General features: G+C 69.1%; 13 protein-coding genes and 1 tRNA gene. 10 read left to right on the forward strand and 4 right to left on the reverse strand.

Going from position 1 to position 18,741, the window contains the following annotated elements; translation table 11 throughout:
* Window positions 1–42: 42 nt before the first annotated feature.
* Complete coding sequence (locus tag NN2_RS05070; RefSeq protein ID WP_063010933.1) at window positions 43–1,185, reverse strand: DNA cytosine methyltransferase; 1,143 nt, start codon at window positions 1,183–1,185, stop codon at window positions 43–45.
* A gap of 359 nt (window positions 1,186–1,544) precedes the next feature.
* Between NN2_RS05070 and NN2_RS05075 the strand changes: the two genes are divergently transcribed.
* The 3 genes from NN2_RS05075 to NN2_RS05085 all read left to right on the forward strand — a co-directional run bounded on the left by NN2_RS05075 (window position 1,545) and on the right by NN2_RS05085 (window position 6,028).
* On the forward strand, window positions 1,545–3,416 hold the full coding sequence (locus tag NN2_RS05075; RefSeq protein ID WP_082856749.1) for an ABC transporter ATP-binding protein: 1,872 nt from the start codon (window positions 1,545–1,547) through the stop codon (window positions 3,414–3,416).
* Window positions 3,370–5,343: an ABC transporter ATP-binding protein gene (locus NN2_RS05080; protein ID WP_082856751.1), complete on the forward strand. Its 1,974-nt coding sequence runs from the start codon at window positions 3,370–3,372 to the stop codon at window positions 5,341–5,343. Before NN2_RS05075 ends, NN2_RS05080 begins: the two co-directional genes overlap by 47 nt.
* Before the next feature lie 64 nt (window positions 5,344–5,407).
* Window positions 5,408–6,028, forward strand: coding sequence for a putative glycolipid-binding domain-containing protein (locus NN2_RS05085; RefSeq protein ID WP_030516859.1), 621 nt, complete (start codon window positions 5,408–5,410; stop codon window positions 6,026–6,028).
* Between the two features lie 14 nt (window positions 6,029–6,042).
* Here NN2_RS05085 and NN2_RS05090 read toward each other — a convergent pair whose 3' ends face one another.
* On the reverse strand, window positions 6,043–6,993 hold the full coding sequence (locus NN2_RS05090; protein ID WP_063010855.1) for a prephenate dehydrogenase: 951 nt from the start codon (window positions 6,991–6,993) through the stop codon (window positions 6,043–6,045).
* A 58-nt stretch (window positions 6,994–7,051) separates the two neighbouring features.
* On the opposite strand from NN2_RS05090, the gene NN2_RS05095 reads away from it, so the two are divergent.
* From NN2_RS05095 to NN2_RS05105, 3 genes are all read left to right on the forward strand, one after another.
* The gene (locus tag NN2_RS05095) at window positions 7,052–7,588 is read left to right on the forward strand and encodes a tRNA adenosine deaminase-associated protein (RefSeq protein WP_030516861.1); all 537 of its coding nucleotides are present in this window, start codon (window positions 7,052–7,054) and stop codon (window positions 7,586–7,588) included.
* A complete protein-coding gene (locus NN2_RS05100) occupies window positions 7,585–8,055 on the forward strand; it encodes a nucleoside deaminase (RefSeq protein ID WP_063010857.1) in 471 nt (156 codons plus the stop codon). The genes NN2_RS05095 and NN2_RS05100 overlap by 4 nt, the downstream gene beginning before the upstream one ends.
* A 46-nt stretch (window positions 8,056–8,101) precedes the next feature.
* Window positions 8,102–8,192: transfer RNA gene (locus NN2_RS05105), tRNA-Ser, on the forward strand.
* Window positions 8,193–8,309: 117 nt separating this feature from the next.
* On the opposite strand, the gene NN2_RS05110 is transcribed toward NN2_RS05105, so the two are convergent.
* The gene (locus NN2_RS05110; RefSeq protein WP_063010859.1) at window positions 8,310–8,645 is read right to left on the reverse strand and encodes a hypothetical protein; all 336 of its coding nucleotides are present in this window, start codon (window positions 8,643–8,645) and stop codon (window positions 8,310–8,312) included.
* Window positions 8,646–8,729: 84 nt separating this feature from the next.
* On the opposite strand from NN2_RS05110, the gene NN2_RS05115 reads away from it, so the two are divergent.
* On the forward strand, window positions 8,730–9,320 hold the full coding sequence (locus NN2_RS05115; RefSeq protein WP_063010861.1) for a TetR/AcrR family transcriptional regulator: 591 nt from the start codon (window positions 8,730–8,732) through the stop codon (window positions 9,318–9,320).
* 17 nt (window positions 9,321–9,337) lie between these two features.
* On the opposite strand, the gene NN2_RS05120 is transcribed toward NN2_RS05115, so the two are convergent.
* Complete coding sequence (locus tag NN2_RS05120) at window positions 9,338–9,745, reverse strand: hypothetical protein (RefSeq protein ID WP_156511220.1); 408 nt, start codon at window positions 9,743–9,745, stop codon at window positions 9,338–9,340.
* A 504-nt stretch (window positions 9,746–10,249) separates the two neighbouring features.
* Between NN2_RS05120 and NN2_RS05130 the strand changes: the two genes are divergently transcribed.
* From NN2_RS05130 to NN2_RS05140, 3 genes are all read left to right on the forward strand, one after another.
* The gene (locus NN2_RS05130) at window positions 10,250–10,846 is read left to right on the forward strand and encodes a GNAT family N-acetyltransferase (protein WP_245658563.1); all 597 of its coding nucleotides are present in this window, start codon (window positions 10,250–10,252) and stop codon (window positions 10,844–10,846) included.
* Window positions 10,847–10,966: 120 nt separating this feature from the next.
* A complete protein-coding gene (locus tag NN2_RS05135; protein ID WP_063010869.1) occupies window positions 10,967–17,293 on the forward strand; it encodes a type I polyketide synthase in 6,327 nt (2,108 codons plus the stop codon).
* A gap of 40 nt (window positions 17,294–17,333) precedes the next feature.
* Entirely contained in the window at window positions 17,334–18,731 is a 1,398-nt protein-coding gene (locus tag NN2_RS05140; RefSeq protein ID WP_063010871.1) for an aminotransferase class I/II-fold pyridoxal phosphate-dependent enzyme, read from the forward strand.
* Window positions 18,732–18,741 lie beyond the last annotated feature (10 nt).

The following is an 18,741-nucleotide window of genomic DNA, read 5'->3' on the forward strand; positions in this document are numbered from 1 at the left end:
CCCGCGCCCGGTCGGCCGCGCGAGTGGGCTGCGCATTATCACTCACGCCGCCTCCTGTGGCAGGCCTCCCATGCGGATCAGGTGGTTCTCCACATCGGCGAGGAAACCGGGCGGGAAGCGCAGCGTGCCGCGGGCGGCGCGGCGCAGGAAACCGGCGGTCGCGCGGGCCGACAGCAAGCGGGCGTCGTCGAGGAACCAGCGCAGGTCCTCGTACGGCTCGTGCACCGGCCACGTCGAGACCGGGACCCGATAGGCCGTGCCGGCATGACCCCAGGCCGCCGTCGGCCAGCGATGCGCGGTCAGCGGCGCGTACTCCGCGGCCACGCCGTCGGAGGGAGACGCCAAGCGGGAGCCGATCCACGACGCCATTCGCACACTCACCGCGTTGCCGACCAGCTTCCACCGATGTCCGGGGCGGACCCCGGCGGCGGAGAGTGCGGGCGCGGTCCAATCGTGGGAAAACCCTTGCAGCCGTTCGGCATCGGTGATTCCCGGAGTGACGATCTCACCGGCCGGCAACCGGACCGCGGGCGGACTGGCGATCCCGAGCCCGGACCCGCCTTTCAGCGTCGGCACCGCGTTCACCGCCCAGCCCAGCCCGCGCACCCCCTCGGTCCAGTAGAAGCCGCACGGATCCACCTCCGGATCGCCGATCGTGCGTGGCCCCGCATCGGTTCCGAACAGCACCGGCCGCGGATCCTCCGACCGCGACGCCAGCATCAGCACCCGCTGCCGCCGCTGTGGCAGCCCGAAGGCGCGTGCGTCGACCACCCGGTAGGCCCAGGTGTAGCCCAGCTCCTCCAACGCGGCCGTGATGTGCCGCATCGCCTGTCCACGCCCCAGCTGCAACATGAACGGGACGTTCTCGATCAGCAGCCAGCGCGGGCCGCGTTTGCGCCGGACCAGCCGGAACACCTCGTCGACCAGACCCGAGCGCTCGCCGGTGATGCCCGCCGTCCGTCCCGCCTGCGACAGGTCCTGACAGGGAAATCCGGCGGCGACCAGCTCCGTCCCGGCGGGCAGCCCGCGCAGGCGGGTCACATCGGCGTGGGTCTCGACATCGGGGAAGCGGGCGGAGAGGACCGCGCGTGCGCCCGGGTCGATCTCGCAGAGCAGCTCGGTACGCCAACCGTGGGCGCTGAGCCCGAGCTCCAAACCCCCGATCCCGGCGAACAACCCGACCATCCGCGTGTTGTTCACAGCCGGTGGTCCTTTCGCCCGAATCCCCGTCGGGCACCGGCGCGGTCGCGAAGGGCCCGGGTGTGGAGGTTACTCGAGCAGGTCGAGGGCGTCAGCAATCAGTGGGTGGTGTTCTTCGGATGTGCACGGGCCCGTGGGGAAATGAGAGGCGGAGCGGGCGAGCCCAGCATGCCGGTTCCCAGCTGTGCGGTTCGGAGAGGTCGGGCGGCCCAGCGACCGAAAATCGGTTGGCGGGCGGGGGCGGCGCTGGCAATCTGGAAGGTCGTACGGGCGCTCGGTCGGGGGCCGGGGCGGTGCGGTAGTGAGCGATTCGGCGAAAGACGACCTGGCGAAGGGGGATTGTTGTGTCCGTCGCTACGACGGAGACCGTATCCGATTCGGAGGACGACAGAACCGGAACGGTCGACGAAAATCACACCACCCGAGTGACGGGTGCGGGTTCATTGCGGCGTCTGTGGCCGGAGATCCGGCCCTATCGCGCGGCGCTGTTCGGCAGCGCCGTGCTGTCGGGGCTCGGCATGCTGTGCGATATCGCGTTGCCGTTCGTCACCGCGCGGATCGTCGACGGGCCGGTCGCGCAGCGGGATTTCGGCGGCATCTGGGTGCCGATCGGCCTGGTGGTGGGGCTGGCGGTGCTCAGCACGGTCACCTCGTGGTGGCGGCGGTGGATTATCGCGGCGCCCGCGAGCCGGCTGGAGGTGTCGTTGCGCGGCAAGCTTTTCCAGCGATTGCAGGTGCTGTCGGTCGGCGTGCACGACGGGATGGAGTCCGGCCAGCTCACCTCGCGGGCGATCACCGACATGTCCACCCTGCGGCGCTTCTTCGCCTTTGTCGCGCCGTCGCTGCTGTCGCTGAGTGCGACGCTGGGCGTGGGTGTGGCGCTGCTGTTCGTCTTGAGCTGGCAGATCGGGTTGATCGAACTGCTCATCGCGGTTCCGCTCGTCCTGCTCGCACTGCAATTCGAACAGGGCTACGGTCGCGCCTCCCGTCGCGCGCAGGACCAGTCCGGCCATCTCGCCACCACGGTCGAGGAATCCGCACAGGGCATTCGCGTCCTCAAGGCGTTCGGCCGCGGTCCGTGGTTCGGCCGCCGGTTCCGGGCCGAGGCGCGCGAACTGCGAACCCTCGAGCTGGCCAAGGTGCGGTTGGCGGCGCGGTTGTGGACCGCGCTGAACACGCTGTCCGCGTTGGGTATCGCGGCCGCACTCGCCATCGGCGGATATCTGCTCACCGAACAGGCGATGACGGTCGGCGCCCTGGTCGCCGGCATCACCCTGACCACCTATCTGCAGTGGCCGATCATGGGCTTCGGCTTCCTGCTGGCCGAGATGAACCACGCCCGCACCGCGGCGCAACGGTTCTGGGAGGTGATCGACACCCCCGTCGAGATCACCGACCCGGAGCATCCCGTTCCCGCGCCGCAGCCGCTGCGTGGTGAATTGCGGTTCGAGCGGGTGCGTTTCCGCTTCCCGGACGCCGACCGTGATCTGCTGCACGATATTTCGCTGCACGTGCGTCCCGGGGAGACCGTCGCGGTGGTCGGCGCCACCGGCAGCGGTAAGTCGGCGTTGCTGGGCCTGGTGCCGCGACTGTTCGACGTCGCGGCCGGTGCGGTGACCATCGACGGTATCGACGTGCGCTCGCTACGACTGGCGGATCTGCGGTCACAGGTCTCGGTGGCCTTCGAGGATCCGGTGCTGTTCTCGGCCAGCGTGCGCGAGAACATCACTCTCGGCTACCCCGACGCCGGCGAGGACCGGATCCATGCCGCACTGGATGTGGCCTGCGCCGCGCAGTTCGTCGACGAATTGCCGTGGGGTCTGCGCACCCGGATCGGGGAACAGGGTCTGAGCCTTTCCGGCGGTCAGCGGCAGCGGCTGGCGCTGGCGCGAGCCGTCCTGGACCGGCAGAAACATGCCGGCGGGCACGTCGTGGTTCTGGACGACCCGCTCTCCGCTCTGGATGTGAGCACCGAAGAACAGGTCCAGAAGCGACTGCGAGAGGCGCTGGCCGGTGCCACCGTGCTGCTGGTGGCCCACCGCCCGTCGACCGCGGCCTGGGCGGATCGGGTCGCGGTCCTCGACGGAGGCCGCATCATCGCCGACGGACCTCATGAACGACTGCTCGAAACCTGTTCGCGCTACCGGGAATTGATGGGAGGTGATCTCGATGCCGGAGAACCCGAACGAGGACGCAGCTTCGCGCACGAACACTGACCGGGCGGGCACGAGCAGCGGCCGCCCGGAAACCGCGGCCTACGAGGAGGCCGGCGGCGCCGTGGCCCTCCGCACCGACGCCGAATCCGAGGCCGACTGGCGGGGCGTGGCCGCCGAGGAAGGGGAGCAGACCGAGGCGGTCAACCTCGCCCTGGCGGCACGGTCGCGCCGCCTGCTGTGGTCGCTGATCCGTCCCTACCGCCGGTGGGCGGCCGCCGCGCTGGTGTTGATCGTGATCGACAATGCGGCCCTGGTGGCGACGCCGCTGTTCGTCGCACACGGAGTCGACACCGGTGTCGCACGCGCGCTCGACGGCGACTGGTTGCCGCTGGTGCTGGCCGTGGGCGGCATCCTCGGCTGCACCGCGCTCGGTGGCGTGACGACCTTCCTGTTCCTGCGCGTCTCCGGCAGGTTGAGCCAGCAGGTGCTGTTCGATCTGCGGCTGCGGATCTTCACGCACGTGCAGCGGCTCTCGATCGATTTCCACGAGAACTACACCTCCGGCAAGATCGTCGCGCGGCTCACCAGCGATCTGGAATCGCTCGAGGATCTGCTCGAGCGCGCGCTCAACGACGCGCTGAGCGCCGTGCTGTCGGTGGTGACGATCGCGGGAATTCTGCTGTGGCTGGATATTCCGCTCGCCGCGGTGGTGCTGCTCGGTTTCGTCCCGCTGGTCTTCGTGACCCGCTGGGCACAGCGGCGTCAGCGCGCCGGCTACCGCCGCACCCGAGGCGCGATCGCGAAGGTGGTCGTGCATTTCGTCGAGACCATGGGCGGAATCCGTGCGGTGCAGGCCTTTCGGCGCGAGGAGCGCAACGAGGCCATTCTGGTCGACTCCGATGCCGAGTACCGCTCGGCCAATATCAGTGCGCTGCACGGGATGGCGGCCTACATCGGGCTGGTGCGGTTGATCAGCAATGTGACCAACGTCGTCATCCTGGTCGTCGGTGCGTGGCGAGTGATCCACGGCCACACCGAAATCGGTGTGCTCGCGGCGTTCCTGCTGTACCTGCGGCAGTTCTACGGCCCCTTGGACGAATTGGCCCAGGTGTTCAACTCCTATCAGTCCGCGGCGGCCGCGCTGGAGCGGATCTCGGGCGTGCTGGAGGAGCGGCCGAGCGTGGCCGAACCCGATGCCCCGCGTCCACTCGCGCGGGCGCGAGGTGAACTGCGCCTGAGCGATGTCGTCTTCGGCTACCCGAGCCGGGACGACGTGTCCGGCACCGCGGATCGGCCGGTGCGGTCGGTGCTGCCACGCTTCTCGCTCACCGTCGCGGCCGGCCAGATCGTCGCGCTGGTCGGGGCCACCGGCGCCGGCAAGTCGACCCTGGCCAAGCTGATCGCGCGGTTCTACGATCCCTCGTCGGGCACGGTGTCGCTGGACGGTATCGATCTGCGCACGATCGCCGACGCGGATCTGCGCCGCGCGGTCGCGATGGTGACGCAGGAGTCGTACCTGTTCTCCGGTTCGGTCGCCGACAACATCCGGCTCGGCAGACCCGAGGCCACCGATGCCGAAGTGTTCGCGGCGGCCCGCGCGGTCGGGTTGTACGACTTCGTGATGTCGCTGCCGGACGGATTCGACACCGATGTGCGCAAGCGCGGCGGGCGATTGTCGGCCGGCCAGCGCCAGCTCGTCGCCTTCGCGCGCGTCTTCCTGGCCGATCCCGCGGTGATCGTGCTGGACGAGGCCACCTCGAGCCTGGACATCCCGGGTGAGCGGCAGGTACAGCGGGCGCTCGAGACCGTGCTGCGCGGGCGCACGGCGGTGATCATCGCGCATCGCCTGTCGACCGTCGCCATCGCCGACCGGGTGCTGGTGATGGATTCCGGGCGCATCGTCGAGGACGGGACGCCCGCGGATCTGATCGCATCGACCGGACGTTTCGCCGCTCTGCACACCGCGTGGCGCGAATCGCTGGTGTAGCGCAGGTGAACAACTCGCGTGCCGCGACCACACCGCAAGCCCGGTTGTCACATACGGTAGAGGGGTGAGTAAGCCAGCCCAGGGCAATTCCGAGACCGCCCAGGCGAGCGAGGCCGCAGCGCCCCGCTGGCCGGCGGTGCTCACCTGGCGCGCGCACGACGGATCACGGATGGAATCGGTGCGCGTGGTCCTCACCGGCAACCGGATCCGCGCGTCCGGGCGCATCATCGCCGGCGGCTGCGGTGAACATCCCGCGTTCAGCGCGTCCTACGACCTCGTCACCGACGAGGTGGGACGCACCAAGCGGCTGTCGCTGCGCAGTACGGTCGCCTCGGGCGAACGCCATGCCTCGATCGCCCGGGACGAGGAGAACTACTGGCTCGTCGATGCCGGCGGCACCCACGTGCGGTCCATGTTCGGCGGCGCGCTGGATGTGGACGTGGTGCTGAGCCCGTTCTTCAACACCCTGCCGATTCGCCGTTTCGGGCTGGCGCATGCCACCGAGGACGTGCAGGTTCCGGTGGTCTACGTGCGGGTTCCGGATCTGCTCGTGCAGGAGGCGATCCTCACCTACAGCAGCGGCGCCGACGGGATCCACGTGCTCTCGCCGGTGTCGAGCGCGACCGTCACCGTCGACGACGACGGATTCGTCCTCGACTATCCGGGCCTGGCCGAGCGGGTCTGACGCGGTGCGGTCGCTCAGTCCAGCGAGCGGATCACCCCGCCCTGCCGTCCCGCATCGCGCAACCGTTCCAGCCAATCGTGGTCGCCCGGGCGGATATCGGTGATGTCCCAGCGGCGCAGGGTGTCGTATCGGTCGCGTTCGCTGTAGCCCGCGTCGATCAGTTCGCCGAGGGTGCCCTCGTCACGCAGGCTGTCGCGCGCGGCCGCGAGCAGCCGCAGCGCGTCGTCGATCGCCTCGGTGAGCGCGGCCGCGTTCGGTTCGCAGATCGCGCGCACCAGATCGGGTGCGGTCGCCGCGACCCGGGTGCCGTCGCGAAACGATCCGGCGGCCAGGCCCAGTGCCAGATCGCCGCCCGCGGCCCCCGCGACCGCCAGCGCCTCGGCCAGCACGTGCGGCAGATGCGAGATCCGTGCCACCGCACGGTCGTGTTCGTCCGCCAGGACCGGCACCACGATCGCACCGCAGTCCAGCGCCAGCCGCGCGACCCGGTTCCACGGCTCGGCGCGGGTGCCCGGATCCACGCCGACCGCCCAGGCCGCGTCGCGAAACAGGTCGGGAGACGATGCAGCCCAGCCGGATTCGGCCGTCCCCGCCATCGGATGCCCGCCGACGTAGTACGCGCCCAGTTCCTGCCGGTGCACCTCGACGCGCACCGGTTCCTTCACGCTCACCACATCGGTGAGCGTGCAGTCGGGCGCGAATGTCTTCACATCCGCGAGAACGGTATCGATGGCCGGCATCGGCACCGCCAGCACGATCAGCGCATCGTCGGCGGCGGCCCGGGACAGCACCGCCGCGATGTCGGATTCGACGTCGAATCCGTCGGCCCGGGCGGCCTGCGCACCCGGGGCCGACCGGTTGTAACCCCAGGCCCGGTAGCCGGCCGCGGTCGCCGCGCGCAGCAGCGAACCGCCGATCAAACCCGTACCCAGTACGCACACCGAGGAATTCCGATCGCCCGTCATCGGATCAGATTCGCATACGACTTCAACATTTCCGCCGAAGCCGACTACCGTTGCGGCCATGGCACAGCGCTCGAGCACGAACAGGGCCGCGTCGGACGATTACGACGATGTGGAAGGGTTCGCCGTGGCGGTCGTCCGCGAAGACAGCACGTGGCGCTGCAGCCCGCTCAGTGCCGCGGCACTGTCGAGTCTGTCCGCGGCCGAGAACGAACTGCGCGCGCTGCGCAGTACCGGTGCGGTGTTCGGACTGCTGGACGTCGACGACGAATTCTTCATCGTCCTGCGGCCGGGGCCGACCGGTAGCCGGTTGCTGATCTCGGACGCCACCGCCGCGATCGATTACGACATCGCCGTCGAGGTGCTCGACGCGCTGAATGTCGAAGTCCCCGATATCGATCCGGACGAACTGGACGAGATCGATCCGTGGGAGGAAGGCGATCTGGGTGTGCTGGCGGACCTCGGCCTGCCCGAGCCCGTGCTCAGCGTCATCCTCGCCGAAACCGATCTCTATCCGGACGAGCAGCTGGGCATGGTCGCACAGCGGCTGGGCTTCGCCGACGAGTTCTCCGCGGTCCTGGACAAGCTGCACCGTTGAGCCCGGCGTCACCGCGCGCAGACGAGGACCTCGTCCGGGCCGCCCTCGCCGCGGCGGCGGAGACCGATCCGCGGGACGTCCCGGTCGGCGCGGTCGTCTTCGACGCGGACGGTCGGGAGCTGGCTCGTGCCGGCAATGCGCGAGAGGCGCTCGGCGACCCGACCGCGCATGCCGAGATCCTGGCGCTGCGCCGCGCGGCACAGGTCCACGGTGACGGTTGGCGGCTGGAGGGCACAACGCTGGCCGTGACGTTGGAACCCTGCACGATGTGTGCCGGGGCCCTGGTCTTGGCCCGGGTTCGCCGCGTGGTCTTCGGCGCGTGGGAACCCAAGACCGGTGCGGTCGGCTCGCTGTGGGATGTGGTGCGTGACCGTCGCCTCAACCATCGTCCCGAAGTCCGCGGGGGTGTACTGGAGGCCGAATGCGCGGCCGTGCTGGACGCCTTCTTCCGCACTCAGCGCCCCTGACCACCCGATTTCGGTTTCGCTCCGCCGGTCCGGTAAAGTCACCTGCGGTGGCGTGTCCGAGCGGCCTAAGGAGCACGCCTCGAAAGCGTGTGTGGGGTAACCCCCCACCGAGGGTTCAAATCCCTCCGCCACCGCCACAGCGCCCAGGCCGGGGCTGGCCTTCTGCCAGTCCCGGCCTTCGCGTAGGACGCGTGAAGCGTTCCGTTCCCCCGGTCGGCGCAGAGGGTTGCGCAGTAATCAGCCGGTGAGCATGTTCAGTGCTGTGTGACCGACTCCGAGTGCCGCGGTGGATTCGCCAGGCCCAGAGCGGTATTCAGGCGAAAGGCGCCACCGCACCCGTGGAACACCGCCATGAGCAGAGCGCCGGCCAGCCCACCGATGATGGCTGGGGCGACGTGGGCGGGCATGTCGGCCAGACAGCCGATCGCCACCGCGATGGCGAGACCGAAGGTTCCGGCCACCGCGTTACGCAGTGCGGAATTGCCCCACACGTTCGGAAACTGTTCCCCCACCATGCCTTTGACGAAATGGGGGACCGCGTTCGCACCCATGACGCCGGCCAGCATCGAAAGCAGGATCGTGAGCCACATGGCATATCACCTCTGATTCGGTCAACAATGTAGACCGAGGGTAGCGAGAGTCTCGGTACTCGGTCAACAGCGTAGACTGACCGAGTGAGTTCCCGACCCCTTAATCGTGCCGAGAAACGCCACAGCACACAGGCGCGCATCCTGCAGGCGGCGCGCAGGCTGTTCTCCGAAGAGGGCTACGAAGCGGCCACCATCCGCGCGATCGCGACTGCGGCAGACACCGATCCCGGACTCGTGATGCGCTACTTCGGTTCCAAAGCCGAGCTGTTTGCCCAGGTGGCGGGAATCGAGCCGGACGCCGAGGTGACGGGCACGCCCGAAGAGGCGGCAGAACAACTCCTCGCCGCGCTGGCGGACAAACTCGATCAGCAGCCCATGGACGCCCTTGCCGCGATTCGAGCGATGTTCACACATCCTCAGGCCGCCGACGACATCCGATCCGCCATGGCCGCGCGACAGCATCAGGCCGCGGGCCACATGGTCGACGATGACGCGGTCCTGCGCGCCGGGCTCATCGGCGCAATCACGCTCGGCACCGTCATAGCGCGCCACCTGCTCGGGCTGGATGGTGTGAACACCGCGTCTTCCGAACAGATCACGGCCATACTCCGGCCGGCGTTCCACGAGATCGCGCACGGCACACCGCAAACCGCAGCGGACGTATTCGACCGGTAGGCACCCGCCGCTGCGGCTTATCCGGCCGAACCGGTACGAACCTTCGGCGCGTCCGGATCGTGGTGGACGGCCTTGAAGAAGCTGATCCGGGTCGGCTCCGTCCGCAGCACCGTGGTGTCCGTGCCGCCGATGGTGTCGGGCCGCTCGATCACCAGCGGCAGGCACTCCACACCTTTCACCGGCACCGTCTCGTGCGCTCGCACGACCATGTTGAACGGGGTTTCGGTCTCCGCGGTCCCGCCGACGACCCGGCAGTGCTGCCACGCCTCGATCAGGTAGGTGTCGTCCGTGTCGTTGGTGCAGGTCGTCTCCGAGCACGACACCCCGGCGGGAAACGGCTGAGCGGATGCCGGGGGAGCGATGGCGGCGACCGTGGCACACACCGCGCCCGAAACGATGCCGACGGCCAGAATCCGTGTATTCAAGTTTCCGGTTCCTTTCGACCTCCACGCGGCGATCGCGGTCGAGGCCCAGATTCGCAGCGGTGACGGCGAACTCGCCGTCATCCCGATTGTCCAGATTGTCGCGGGGGCGGACGTCCCGATTTACCGCCATTGGTAAACCGCGAGGCGAGTGCGGTCGCGCGGGCGGTCGCCGCGGTGGTTTGCCTGTATATCGCTGTGCGACCGAGCTTCCCGCGGGGATCGGTGACCGCGCGCGGTGTGAGCTGCCGACCCCGCCGTGTATTTCCTTGCGGAAGGACGTGTTTCACATCGGGCGCCCGGCGATAGCCCGGTGTCGAGGACTGTGGATGTTCATAGCGTCGTGTCGTACCCGCGTGTTCTACTGCACATTACCGACTAGTAGGAAGTGTGGCGGGCTGAGGTAATCTAGCGTCCAGTTGCTTGCCGGATGTCCCGCCGACGTAGTCGGGCAGTGTGCAGATCATGTGAGGGACAACAGCTTTGAACAAACCGGAGAGTCCGGTCGTGCGGACCGCGACGCGCGACGACATCACCGGAATGGTGCGGGTACTGGCCGCGGCCTTCGCCCACGACGATCCGATCGAGGAATACGTCTTTCCGGACGAAGCTGTCCGGCACCGTCGGTCGCCGCGCATGTTGCGGACGATGATCACGCATCGCTTCCTGCCGGCCGGCGGCGCCGAGGTCGCGGAGCTGGACGGCCGGATCGTCGGCGTCCTGCTCTGGTACCCGGACGGTTACCGGCCCGGCGGACTGCGCGAACTCCTCGCCGGCCCGCTGTTTCTCGCGGGAATGGGCACCGCCGTGGGACGGGGAACCGAGGTCGATCGCACCATGGATCGGGCGGCGCCGGCCGAACCCCACTTCTTCCACGTCTACCTCGGCACCGATCCGGAACTGCAGCGCCGCGGCATCGGCCGGGCGTTGTACGCGTCGTTCACCGACAAGGCCGACCGGCAGCGCGTACTCCTGTGCGGAATCTGCAAGGACGAGAACGTCGGGTACTACGAGGCCCTGGGTAACGAACGCACCGGGTCCGTCCGGCTGGGCCGGACGGGGCCGGAATTGAACATCATCATCCGCCGACCGCGTCCGCTCTGATCGGCGGGGCGAAGGCCGCCGCGGAGGGGTCGCCGGTTTCCGGCGAACGCGGAACCAGGCCGATCGCCCGAACTGCTCCGGGGGAGCGAGAAGTATTTCCGAGTCGGCCGAGGAGTCGCTGTGTCTGACATTGCCATCGTCGGAATCGGATGCCGGTATGCCGGCGGCATCGATTCGCCGGAGTCCTTCTGGGACTTCGTGATCAACAAACGGGACGGGGTCACCGAGATCCCGGCCGACCGCTGGGACTGGCGGCGCTATTACGACGCCGACCGCCGCACCCCCGGGCGCATGTACACCAAGCGCGCCGCCTTCATGACCGGCGATCCGTGGGAGTTCGATCCCGACTTCTTCGGCATCTCCCCGCGCGAGGCCGCCGCCATGGACCCGCAGCAGCGACTGGTCCTGGAAGTGGTGTGGGAGGCGCTCGACGACGCGGGCGTCGCGGGACGCAGCGCGGGCTCGGGGCTCGGCGTCTACATCGGCGCCTTCACCCTCGATCAGCTGGCGGTATCGGTCGGCGGACCGGCGCTGCCGCATGTCGACATGCACACCGCCGCCGGCGCGTCGTACACGATGCTCTCCAACCGGATCGCCTACGCGCTCAACCTCACCGGTCCGGCGGTCACCGTCGACACCGCCTGTTCCTCGTCGCTGGTCGCGCTGCATCTGGCCTGCCAGGCCATCGAGAGCGGGGACTGCGAATACGCCCTCGCCGGCGGTGTGACCGTGATGGCGCAGCCGGAGCCGTTCGTCTCCATGTGCAAGGGCGGATTCCTCGCCGCCGACGGCCGCAGCAAACCGTTCGACGCCGCCGCCGACGGTTACGGCCGCGGTGAGGGCGCCGGCATCGTGGTGCTGAAGAAGCTGGCCGATGCCGAACGCGACGGCGACCGCATCTACGCGGTCGTCAAGGCCACCGGATCGAATCAGGACGGCCGCACCACGGCCATCACCGTCCCGAACGCGGATTCCCAGGAAGCACTGGCCAAGACCGTGATCGAGCGTTCCGGAATTCCGGCGCACGAGATCACCTACGTCGAGGCGCACGGCACCGGAACGCCGGTGGGCGACCCGCTGGAACTGCGAGCCATCGGCCGGGCCTACGGCGCTGCCACCGGGCGGCCCGGTCCGGTCGGTGTCGGCTCGGTGAAGGCGACGCTGGGGCACACCGAGGCGGCCTCGGGTATCGCGAGCGTCATCAAATCGGCGCTGGCCATCACGCATCGCACCATCGCGCCGCAGGGCTGGCTGGACACCCCGAATCCCGATATCCCGTTCGAGGAACTGGGAATCCGCCTGCAGACCGAGGCCGAACCGGTGGGCGGCGAGGTCGAGCGGATGACGGTGGCCGTCAACGGTTTCGGATACGGCGGCACCAATGCGCACGCGATTCTGCAGGAGTACCGGGGTGGCTCCGAAAACGACCGGGCGCCACAGCATTTCGGCGTCCTGCCGCTCTCCGCGCGGAGCGAGGCCGCGGTTCGGCAATTGGCTCGCGGCGTCGCCGAACTGATCGCCGAGGGCGCCGATCCCGGCCGGCTGGCCGAAGCCGCGTGGCGGCGCCGCCACCACCACAACCATCGCGCCGCGATCACCTTCGGCGACGACACCGAACTGGTCCGCGGCTTGGTGGATCTGGCGAGTGGGGAGGGCCGGGTCGGTCGCACCGTCGCCAAGCGCACCGCCGAGCCGGTGTACGTCTTCACCGGTATGGGTCCGCAGTGGTGGGGCATGGCACGCGAGCTGCTCGGCACCGAAGGCCCGTTCGCCGACGAGGCGCGCCGCATCGATGCCGTGTTCACCGACATCGCCGGCTGGTCCGTCGTCGAGGAGTTGCTGCGGCCCGAGGAGCAGTCGCGGGTTACCTCGACCGCCATCGCGCAACCGGCGAACTTCCTGGTGCAGGTCGCGCTGTACGCGGCGTTGCGGGAGTACGGAATCGAACCCGCCGTCGTCGTCGGCCACAGCGTCGGCGAGGTATCGGCCGCCTATGTGACCGGAATGCTGTCGCTCCACGACGCGTTGCTGGTCAGCTATCACCGCGCCCGGTTGCAGGCCACGACGGCGGGGACGGGTGGCATGCTGGCGATCGGATTGCCGGCCGATGCCGCTCGCGAGGTCGTCGCCGCCGACGGTTCGGTCGATATCGCGGCGATCAACTCACCCTCGGCCGTCACGCTGGCCGGTGCGGTCGACCGTCTCGACGAGATCGCCGAAAAGCTCACCGCCGACGGTATTTTCGCGCGCCGACTGCAGGTCGAGGTGCCGTACCACAGTCATCTGATGGACCCGATCCTGGATGAACTGCGCGCGGTGCTGGCCGGACTCACCGTCGCCGAACCGCGTATCCCGCTGTACTCCACGGTCACCGGCGAACAGGTCACCGCGGCCGACTGGAATGCCGAGTACTGGTGTGCCAACGTCCGGCAACCGGTGCGGTTCGCCGATGCCATCACCGCGCTGGTCCGGGCCGGCAACCGGGTGTTCGTCGAGGTCGGTCCGCATCCGGTCCTCGGCGCCAACATTCGCGAAATCCTCATCGGCGCAGGCGAAACCGGTACGACGGTAGCCACCCTGCACCGCAAACAGCAGGACGCGGACAGCCTGCGCGAGACCCTGTCCGGTCTGTACGCGGCCGGAGTTCTCGACATCGACGCGCTGTTCGCGGGTGTGCCGGACCCGACGCCGCATATCGATCTGCCGCGCTATCCGTGGCAGCGCACCCGGCTGCGCAACGAACTGCCCGAATTCCGGCTGCTGCGGCACGGCACGCCCGACGCGCATCCGATGCTCGGTGATCAGAATCCCGACGACTCCAACGCCTGGCGGGTGGAACTGTCGCTCGCCGCGCTGCCCTGGCTGGCCGATCACGTCGTGGGCGGCACCCGGATCCTGCCGGGCGCGGGATATCTGGACGCCGCGCTGAGCGCCGCCGCGGTGCGCACCGAATCGGATCAGGTCGCCGTGGAGGGCGTGCGGTTCGTCGCGCCCCTGGTCGTCGAGGAGGGCGAGGCGCCGATCGTCGAACTCCACGTGGAGGATTCGACCGGGCGCTTCACCATCCGCTCCCGGGGCGCGGCCGGAACCATCTGGACCGTCCACGCGATGGGCCGCCTGGTCGAAGGCAGTTACGCGCCGATCACCGCGGACGTGCCCGACACCGAGCAGATGCTCGCGGTCGAGCCCGCCGAGTTCTATGCCGGATTGGCCGCGCGCGGATTGGAATACGGGCCGGCCTTCCGGCGCGCCACCTCGATCCGCATCTCGCCGGACACCGTGGTCGCGCGACTCGACGGCACCATCGGCCAGGGCGAGAGGTATCTCGCACATCCCGCGATCGTCGATGCGGCGCTGCAGAGTGTGGCCGCCCTGCTCGCCGGCCGCGGTGGTGCCCAGGAGGGCGCGATGGTGCCGGTCGGCGTGCGCACCGTCCGCCGCCTCGCGCCCCTGCCGGAGGAGGTCACGGCCGTGGCCCGGTTCGCCGAGGGCGACCGGCCGCTGGCCGATATCGATCTGCTCGATGCCGAGCGCACCGTGGTCATGCAGATCAGGGGGATGGAATTCGGTTCCCTGACCCCCGGCCGCGGCCCGCTGCAGCGCATGACCGACATGTTCTACGAGGAACGGTGGGAGCTGCGCGATCCGGTCGACACGTCCGCGCTTCCCGGCAACGACGGCCTGTACACCCTGGTCCTCGGCTACGGCGAGAACATCGACTCGCGGATCGAGCGGGTGCGCGATGCCGTCGCCGGTGGTGCCGGATCGGAAGTCCTCCGCCTCGATCCCGGCGACGCCGAGCTGGAACCGGAACTGGCACAACGGCTTCGCGACATCTTCGGCACCGAGGGTGTGCAACGGTTGCACGTATGCGTGGTCCCCGGACATTCGCCCGACGGTGATGTGGCGGCGCTGTGGACGCTGCGCCGGATCGCGGTGACGCTGGACGGTTACCTCGAGGAACGGGTCACCGAGCACGAGATCGAAATCCCGCTGACCGGCGACGGATCTATGTACGTGACCGTGGTCAGCGCCCACGCGTACGCCCACCCCGCGGATGGGACGGCACCGGACCCCAGCCAGGCGGCCATCGCCGGCGCTCGTCGCGTGCTGCTCAACGAGCAGTCCCGGCTGCGGTGGCGACTGGTGGATATCGATGCCGACACAACGGTCGCGGACCTGTCCGCCGAACTGGCGATCCCCGGCGGCTTCCAGTACGACCTGGTCGACGAGGCCGTCCTGCGCAACGGCCTGCGCTGGACCACGGTCGTGACCCGGACGCTGCCGGAGCGGCTCGACGCCCTCGACATCGCCGAACCGCTCACCGACCCCGAGGCGAATTTCGAACTGGAACTGCCTCGTTCGCGCACCTTCGCGCGGTTGGGCTGGCGGCGCTGTGATCGGCGCGAACCCGGCCCGGGTGAGGTCGAGGTCCGGATGCGTGCGGTGGGCCTCAACTACAAGGACGCGCTGAAGGTGATCGGCGTCCTCGGCGAACGCGAACTGTCGGAGACCTTCTTCGGCTTGGTGCCGGGGATGGAAGGCGGCGGCGAGGTGGTCCGGGTCGGCCCCGGCGTCACCGACTACGCGGTCGGCGACTCGGTGAGCCTGACCTCCAAGGGCATGGTCGCGCGCTATCACACCACCTCGACCGATTCGCTCACCCACGTCCATCCCGACACCGATGCCGGCCGGTGCAGCAGCGTCACCGCGTTCACCACCGCCGAGTATTCGTTGCTCGAACTGGCGCGGATCCGTGCCGGTGAGACCGTGCTGGTGCACGGTGCGGCGGGCGGTGTCGGCAGCGCGGCGGTGCAGATCGCGAAGTTGCACGGCGCCATCGTGATCGGCACCGCGAGCAGCGAACAGCGACGCGCCTATGTCCTGGCCGAGGGCGCCGATCACGTGGTCGGCTCGCGGTCGCTGAACTTCGTCGACGAGGTGCTCGCCCTCACCGGCGGACGCGGTGTGGACGTGATCATCAGCTCGGCGCCCGGTGAGATCCTGCGCCAGAACTTCGCGGTGATCGCCGAATTCGGCCGCATCGTGGAGATCGGCAAGGCCGATATCTACACCGGCGGCATGCTGGATCTGTCGGCGTTCGACAAGAACGTCTCCTACTTCTCCTTCGATCTGGACCGGATGCTGCGGTTGCGGCACACCGAGGTGATGGAGCTGGGCCGCAAGGTCAACGCCGGCTTCGACGACGGCACCTATCGGCCGCTGCCGTTCCAGAAGTACGGCACGGCGGAGGTGGCCCAGGCCTTCGAGGAGGTGGCCCGCTCGACCCGGATCGGCCGGGTCGCGCTGGATCTGACCGAGGAAGCACCGCTGGTCCGCCCGCAGCTACCGGACATCGAGATCGACCCGGCGGCGCAATACCTGATCACCGGTGGTTTCGGCGCCTTCGGCCTGGCCACCGGACGGTGGCTGGTGGGCCACGGCGCCCGCCGGCTGACGCTGCTCGGCCGCGGCGGTGCCACCACCGAGGCCGCCGTCGCGCAGCTCGCGGCCTGGGAGGCGCAGGGCATCGAGGTCACCGTCGAGCGGGTCGACATCACCGATGCCGATGCCGTCGCGGCGGTCGTCGCTCGCGCCCACCGGCCCGAGCGTCCGCTGCGCGGGGTGTTCCACACGGCCGGCGCCATCGACGACAAGCGCATCACCGTCATGGATGCCGAGAGTCTGGCCAAGGTGTTCCGCGCGAAGGCCGACGGTGCGCGCGCACTCGTCGCCGGCATCCAGGCGGCCGGGGCTCGGCTGGATCAGTTCGCGCTGTGGTCCTCCGGCAGTGCGATGTTCGGCGGTGTCGGCCAATATGCCTATACCGCGGCCAATATCGCGCTCCAGGCCATCGGGGATACGGTGGTCCGCGCGGGCGGTACCGCCCTGGTCGTCGGCTGGGGGCATATGTCCGGCGGCGGTATGGCCGACGACGAACATATCGCGCGGTATCTGCGCAACACCGGCTTCGATTCGATCACCATGGACGAGGGGACCGAATATCTGGAGCAGGCGCTGCGATTGGGCGTCACGCAGGTCTCGATCATTCCGGTCGACTGGGCCAAGGTGAACGCCACCGCGCCGTTCTTCGCCCAGACCGGACGCACCGAGGAACTGATCGCCGCTGCGGCACAGGACGATTCGGCCGCCGCGCGGCTGCGCGTCCAGCTCGCCGAACTCGACGAGGGTAAGCGCAACGAGGTGGTCGCCTTCATGCTGGCCGAGCAACTTGCGCAGGTCATGGGTGTTTCGGCGGATTCGATCGACCTGACGGTTCCGGTGCCCGAACTCGGATTGGACTCGCTGATGGCGGTCGAATTCGGCGCCCTGGTGACGAAGTCGCTGGGCGTGGAACTGATGTCGATGAAGATGGGCCGCTCGTTCAGCCTCGAACAGGCGGGTGCGCGGGTGGCCGAGGCGATCGTGCAGGGGGCGGCGGGATGAGAGGGCCGCAGCTGCCTGCTGCGCCGGGAAAGGATGCGGGATGAGTGAGTCGGCGCGGGATCTGGCGCGGAAGTTGTTGTCCAGCACGGCATCTGGTGCCTCTCCGGCGCCCACACCCATCCCTGCGACGTCCGGAAGCTCGCGCGGTTCGTTCACCGGCGGCAACAGCAAACCGGCCCGCCCGCGCCGGGGCCCCGGACGCCAATTCGCCGACCACCCCGAGGTCGCGGCGATGGTGCAGAAACGCGCGGCGATCGCGGCGGTGCACGAGCACAGCGGCACGCCGAATCCGATGTTCCTCGTGCGGGAGAGCCCGAACGACACCGTCATCCGGTGGCAGGGCCGGGATCTGGTGAATTTCAGCGCCTACAACTATCTCGGCCTGGGCAACCATCCGAAGGTGGTGCAGGCCGCCAAGGACGCGCTGGACACCTACGGCGCGTCCGCCTCGGCCAGCCGCATCGTCGCCGGGGAGATCCCGATCTACGCCGAACTCGAACAGCGCCTGGCGGCGATGTACGACGTCGGTGACGCGATGGTCACCACCAGTGGTTATCTCACCAATGCCGGCGTGATCGGCTTCCTGCTGGGCGCCGACGACGTCGCGATCTGCGATTCGCTCATCCACGGCAGCGTGGTGTCCGGGGTGCAGTGGTCGGGAGCGCGGCGGCTCAACTTCCGCCACAACGATCCGGAGTCGCTGCGTTCGGTGCTGCGCATGTCGCGCGGGAACTTCGATCGGGCGCTGGTCGTGGTCGAAGGGCATTACAGCATGGACGGCACGGTCGGCCGGGTGAGCGAAATAGCCGCCATCGCAAGAGAATTCGACTGCGGGGTCATGGTCGACGAGGCGCATTCGCTCGGCGTCTTCGGCGAACGGGGCCAGGGCATCCGCGAGCACTACGGCATGGCCGGCGACGATGTCGACATCTGGATGGGCACCCTGTCGAAGGCATTGGGCAGCTGCGGCGGTTTCATCGCCGCCGACGCGGACCTGATCGCCGCCATGAAGGCCGCCGCACCGGGTGTGGCCATGCTGACCGGCGGCCCGGCGCCCTCGACCATCGGCGCCGCGCTGGCCGCACTCGACGTCCTCGAGGCGGAACCGCAGCGACTGCGTCGGCTGTGGTCCAACGCCGAGCACTTCCGCACCCTGCTCGGCGAGCGCGGCATCGACCTCGGCATCTCCGAAGGCACCCCGATCTGCCCGGTTATCGTCCCCGGTGAACTGCGCGCCGGCTATGTCGCCACCACACTGCTGCGCAACGGGGTCTACGCGGGCGCGATTTCGTCTCCGGCGGTACCGGCGGGTCAGGAACGACTGCGCTTCTTCCTGACCTCCGAACACGAACACGCGCAACTGGAGGCCACCGCCGATCTGCTGTCCGAGGCCGTCACCGCCGCCGCGCAGTTGCCGGACCTGGGCGTCACCGGCTGACATGCGCGGC

This window comes from Nocardia nova NBRC 15556 (assembly GCF_001613005.1).
Classification (GTDB): domain Bacteria; phylum Actinomycetota; class Actinomycetes; order Mycobacteriales; family Mycobacteriaceae; genus Nocardia; species Nocardia nova.